The 5536-nt window shown below is 66.9% G+C and carries 6 protein-coding genes; 5 read left to right on the forward strand and 1 reads right to left on the reverse strand.

The window, feature by feature from the left end; genetic code table 11:
* From Q0Z44_RS17950 to Q0Z44_RS17970, 5 genes are all read left to right on the forward strand, one after another.
* On the forward strand, window positions 1–785 hold a 785-nt coding region (locus Q0Z44_RS17950; protein ID WP_298015326.1), incomplete at its 5' end, for an alpha-E domain-containing protein.
* Window positions 782–1729 carry a transglutaminase family protein gene (locus Q0Z44_RS17955; RefSeq protein ID WP_298015328.1) on the forward strand — a complete coding sequence of 316 codons (948 nt, stop codon included), beginning with the start codon at window positions 782–784 and terminating at the stop codon, window positions 1727–1729. The genes Q0Z44_RS17950 and Q0Z44_RS17955, both read left to right, overlap by 4 nt.
* A gap of 136 nt (window positions 1730–1865) precedes the next feature.
* Complete coding sequence (locus tag Q0Z44_RS17960) at window positions 1866–3299, forward strand: circularly permuted type 2 ATP-grasp protein (protein ID WP_298015330.1); 1434 nt, start codon at window positions 1866–1868, stop codon at window positions 3297–3299.
* A gap of 121 nt (window positions 3300–3420) precedes the next feature.
* Window positions 3421–4377 carry an alpha-E domain-containing protein gene (locus Q0Z44_RS17965; protein WP_298015335.1) on the forward strand — a complete coding sequence of 319 codons (957 nt, stop codon included), beginning with the start codon at window positions 3421–3423 and terminating at the stop codon, window positions 4375–4377.
* A gap of 112 nt (window positions 4378–4489) precedes the next feature.
* On the forward strand, window positions 4490–5164 hold the full coding sequence (locus tag Q0Z44_RS17970) for a hypothetical protein (RefSeq protein ID WP_298015332.1): 675 nt from the start codon (window positions 4490–4492) through the stop codon (window positions 5162–5164).
* Here the strand turns inward: Q0Z44_RS17970 and Q0Z44_RS17975 are convergent.
* Complete coding sequence (locus tag Q0Z44_RS17975) at window positions 5158–5430, reverse strand: oxidative damage protection protein (protein WP_109037029.1); 273 nt, start codon at window positions 5428–5430, stop codon at window positions 5158–5160. The genes Q0Z44_RS17970 and Q0Z44_RS17975 overlap by 7 nt on opposite strands.
* Between the last annotated feature and the right edge of the window lie 106 nt (window positions 5431–5536).

Consider the following 5536-nt stretch of genomic DNA (forward strand, 5'->3'; position numbering starts at 1 on the left):
TGTTCGAACGCGCAGCGCTGGAGGCGTTGGCCGACGCCCAGGCCGCGCAGGGCGCCTACAGCCTGGCCTTCAACCTGGGCGCCCTGCAGCGTTGCGCTCAGGTCTTGCGCGAGCGCCTGTCGTCCGACCACAGCCGCCTGCTGCGCAGCATGGGCAGCGACTTCCAGCGTCAGCTTGAAGAGGCCCTGCGCCCGGGCAACCCGCTGGCCTTCTCGCTGGCCCAGCACGCGCTCGATCAGCTGGGCATGCACCTCTCTGCCGTGACCGGCGCGCAGACCGACCGCATGACGCGCGACCCGGGCTGGCGCCTGCTCACCGTGGGCCGCCTGATCGAGCGGCTTCAGGGCTACAGCGCGTTCCTCAAGGCCTTCTGGGAGACCGATGCGCTGCGCCACCCCCAGGGCTTCGACCAGATCCTGACGCTGTTCGACAGCATCATCACCTTCCGGGCGCGCTACCAGCGCAGGCTGGAGCGCCCGGCGCTGCTGGCCTTGCTGGTGCTGGATGAGACCAACCCGCGGGCGCTGGCCTGCGTGTTGCGGCGCCTGCGTACCGAGCTCGGCAAGCTGCCGGCCCGACCCGATCGGGGCGGTGACCTGCTGGCGCTGCTGCCGCACGAAGGTGTGGGTGCCACGCTGGCCGAGCTGTGCGATCCCGAGCACGGCCATGCCCGTGTGCTGGCCCTGCTCGATCGCCTGATCGACGCCAGCTGGCGCCTGTCCGACGAGGTCGGCCTGCGCTATTTCGCGCACGCCGAGCCCACCGACTCCATGGTGAGCGCATGACGATGGCCCGCCTGTCCGTCGAGCACGAGACGCTGTACACCTACGCCAGCCCCGTCGAGCAGGCGCAGCACATCGCCTGCCTGCGGCCGCTGACGGATGCCGGCCAGACGCTCGAAGCGTTCGACATGACCGTGTCGCCATCGCCCTCGCAGCACAGCGTGCACCGCGACAGCCACGACAACAGCCGCGCCTGCTTTGCCCTGCATGCCCCGCACAGCGAACTGCGCGTGGTGGCCCGCAGCACGGTGCAGGTGCGCGATCGCTATCCGGGCCTCAATGCCGCCGACGGCCCCGACTGCGAACGCGTGCGCTCCCGTCTGGCCTACCGGGCGCATCGACCCTTCGAGCCAGCCTGCGAGTACGTCTACGCCTCGCCCTACGTGCCGCTGCACGCCGAATTGCGAGACTACGCCAGCGTGTCGCTGCAGCCCGGTCGCCCGTTGGCCGAGGCGGCGATCGAGCTGATGCACCGCATCCACACCGAGTTCACCTACGCGCCCGCGTCCACCGACATCTCCACGCCCATTCTTGATGTCTTCGACCGCCGCCAGGGTGTCTGCCAGGACTTCGCCCACCTGATGATCGGTTGCCTGCGTGCCTGGGGTGTGGCCGCACGCTATGTCAGCGGCTATCTGCTGACGCGACCGCCGCCGGGGCAGGCGCCCCTTGTTGGTGCAGATGCGTCCCACGCGTGGCTGAGCGTCTGGGTGCCCGGCCTGGGGCCCGAGCGCGCTGGCGACTGGCTCGACCTCGACCCCACCAACGACTGCATCCCGGCGCTGCACCATGTCCGCGTCGCGCACGGCCGCGATTTCGGCGACGTGACGCCGCTGCGCGGCGTCATCCGTGGCGGGGGACGGCACACCTTGTTGGTGCGCGTCACCACCCGCCTGCTGGATGAGTATGCGGAACTCGACGCGCCGCGCACCGCTTCGGTACGCTGAGGCACCTTGCTGTGGCGAGCGGCGAACGGCGCGCCCGAAAGCTGTGCCTGCTCAACCTGCCTTGGATGACGGCTGGCACACTCCATGCAAAGGGTTACGAAAACGCGGTTTTCTGCCCCCGCAACGGGATTCAACGATGCGATTTTTCGACGAGATGCACGCGAGCCGCGCCGATGTGCGCGACCACTACAAGGTCTACGACCGCTGGCTCGGCCGACAGCCTCAGGACCTGATGAATTCCCGGCGTGCCGAAGCGGAAATGATCTTCCGCCGGGTCGGCATCACGTTCGCGGTGTATGGGGACAAGGACGAAACCGGCGACGGCACCGAGCGCCTCATTCCTTTCGATCTGATCCCTCGCATCATTCCCGCCCACGAATGGCGCGAGATGGAGAAGGGCCTGAGGCAGCGCGTCACCGCCCTCAACCGCTTCCTTGAAGACATCTACCACGACCAGGCGATTCTCAAGGCGGGCGTCATCCCTGCCGAACCCGTGCTCAACAACGCCCAGTTCCGCAAGGAGATGATGGGCTTGAACGTGCCGGGCGGCATCTACTCCATCATTGCCGGCATCGACATCGTGCGGGCCTGCAACCCCGATGGCAGCGGAACCTACTATGTGCTGGAAGACAACCTGCGCGTGCCCTCGGGTGTGAGCTACATGCTCGAGAACCGCAAGATGTCGATGCGGCTCTTCCCCGAGTTGTTTGCCGAGCACCGCGTGGCGCCCGTGGCCCATTACCCCGACCTGCTGCTCGACACGCTGCACACCATGGCGCCGGCCGGCGTCAACGAGCCCACGGCGGTGGTGCTCACGCCCGGTATGTACAACTCGGCCTACTTCGAGCACGCCTTCCTGGCGCAGCAGATGGGCATCGAGCTGGTCGAGGGGCAGGACCTCTTCGTCAAGGACGACTTCGTCTACATGCGCACCACGCGCGGCCCGCAGCGGGTGGACGTGATCTACCGGCGCGTGGACGACGACTTCATGGACCCGGAGGTCTTTCGCAAGGACTCGACCCTGGGCGTGGCTGGGCTGCTGCGCGCTTACCGGGCAGGCAACGTGACGCTGGCCAACGCCTTCGGCACAGGGATCGCCGACGACAAGTCGATTTACCCCTACGTGCCCAAGATGATCGAGTTCTATCTGGGCGAGAAGCCCATTCTGCAGAACGTGCCGACCTACGTCTGCCGCGAGAAGGACGACCTGCAGTACACGCTCGACCATCTGGCCGAGCTGGTGGTCAAGGAAGTGCACGGCGCGGGCGGCTACGGCATGCTCGTGGGCCCGGCGGCCACGAAGGCCGAGGTCGAGGCCTTCCGTCAGGTGTTGCTCGCCAACCCGAGCAACTACATCGCCCAGCCCACGCTGTCGCTGTCAACCTGCCCGACCTTTGTCGAGAGCGGCATCGCGCCGCGCCACATCGACCTGCGGCCCTTCGTGCTTTCGGGCAAGGAGGTGCGCATGGTGCCTGGCGGCCTGACCCGCGTGGCCCTGAAGGAAGGGTCTCTGGTGGTCAACAGCTCGCAAGGCGGTGGCACCAAGGACACCTGGGTGCTGGAAAGCTGACACACGGAATCGGAGGACATCCATGCTGAACGAACGCATCGAACGCCATCTGCCCTCCCACCTGAACGAGACTGAATCCGGGGCCCGGCGCACGGCAGCCCCGCACACGGAGACCAAGCCCATGCTGTCGCGCACCGCCGATCACCTCTTCTGGATGGCCCGCTACATGGAGCGCGCCGAGAACACCGCGCGCCTGCTGGACGTGAACTACCAGACGGCGCTGCTGCCGCAATCCCAGGAGGCGGCGCAGAACGGCTGGAAGGGCCTGCTGAGCATCAGCGAGCTCACCAGCGACTACCTGAAGAAGCACGGCGAGATCACGGCCCGCGACATCATGACCTTCATGGTGAGCGACCCCAACAACCCGTCGAGCATCCTGAACTGCCTGCGCGCTGCCCGCGAGAACGCGCGGGCCGTGCGCGGGGCGTTGACCACCGAGGTGTGGGAAACCGCCAACCAGACCTGGCTGGAGTTCAACCGCGTGCTCAAGGACGGCATGCTCGAGCGCGATCCCGGCGAGGTGTTCGAATGGGTGAAGTTCCGCTCGCACCTCTCGCGCGGCGTCACGGTCGGCACCATGCTGCAGGATGAGGCCCTGCACTTCCAGCGCATCGGCACCTTCCTGGAGCGCGCTGACAATACCGCCCGCCTGCTGGACGTGAAGTTCCATGCCCGCAACACCGAGTTCTTCGGCTCGGGTGCCGGCAACGAAGGCAAGGAAGTCGACTTCTATCACTGGTCGGCCGTGCTGCGGTCGGTCTCGGCCTTCGAGGTCTACCGCAAGGTCTACCGCAACGTGATCCGACCGGAGAAGGTGGCCGAGTTGCTCATCCTGCGCGCCGAAATGCCGCGCTCGCTGCTGCACTGCATGAACGAGGTGGTGAGCAACCTGCGCGCGGTGGCCAATGACCAGAGCCACGAAACCCTGCGCCGGGCGGGCCGCCTGCGTGCCGACCTGCAATATGGCCACATCGACGAGATCCTCGCCACGGGCCTGCACGCCTACCTCACGCAGTTCCTTGACCGCGTCAGCGACCTGGGCTATGGCATCAGCCGGGACTTCCTGATGCCCGCATGAAGCGGCGCAGCCCGGGCCATCCGGCTCAGGGCTTGACACAAAAGCGTCACAGACCAATCATCCGGGGCTTTTTGCCGTCGGGATCTGTCTTGTGTTGTTGCGTGTCGCGTTGATGAGCTTGTTCGGGGTGGCGGTCGTGCTGGCCGCCTTGCCGTTTTCTGTCGACGCCCCGACCGCCACGGCCTGGGTGGCAGAAGACGGCGTGATCGAACAGACGTCGGTGGGGGTGTGGCTGTGCGCCGCGCTGTACCTGCTGTGGCGCAGCCGGGCGCCCCGCGGCGTGGCGATCGCGTTCGCGCTGGTGTTCCTGACGCTGGCCGTGCGTGAGGCCGGCCTGCCGCCCGAACTGGTGCCCAGCGGCAAGCAGTTGCTGTCATGGCGGTACTACGTCAACGGCGACATCGACCTGCTGCGCCGCCTGATCACGGGTGGGTTGATGCTGGCGGTGCTGGTGTCGTTCGGCGCGTGCGCGCGGGCCGGCTCGCGCTACCTGCTGCGTGAGCAGGGGTGGCGCCATGCCGATGGACAGCTGCTGGTGATGTCGGCCGCCACGCTGGTGCTGGCCCAGGGGGGCGAAGCGGTGGTGGAGCGCCTGTTGCACGCGGCGGCGGTCGGCGAGGGGTCACCCCGTGGGCTGCTGGTGGCCCTGAGCCTGGAAGAAGGCCTGGAGTGTCTGGGCAGCGTGTATGCCCTGGCGGCCATCAAGGCCGCTTCCAGCTGGATGGGGGTCGACCACCCGACACGGGTCTTTCCCGTGCGGATCAGCCGCCCCGCCGTCGCTCACTGAGCCGGCGGCACGTAGCCCTGCACCTGCTCGGCGCCGGCACCAAAGAAGAACTGCTCCATCTGGCGGGCCAGGTACTGGCGTGCGCGCGTGTCGGCCAGGTTCAGCCGGTTTTCGTTCACCAGCATGGTCTGGTGCTTGAGCCACATCTGCCAGGCTTCCTTCGAGATCTCGTTGTAGATGCGCTTGCCCAGCTCACCCGGGTAAGGTGCGAAGTCCAGGCCTTCGGCTTCCTTGTTGAGGTGCTTGCATTGGATGGTGCGTGCCATGGTGTCAGTCCAGGGAAAGGTGTGAGGGGTTATTTGAGGTTCTTGACGAGGACCTGCGAGAGATCGGAAGAGCGTCGTGTAGGGAAAGAGTGTCGTTCGGCGTGTA

It is taken from the genome of uncultured Aquabacterium sp., from assembly GCF_947366995.1.
Classification (GTDB): Bacteria; Pseudomonadota; Gammaproteobacteria; order Burkholderiales; family Burkholderiaceae_C; genus Aquabacterium.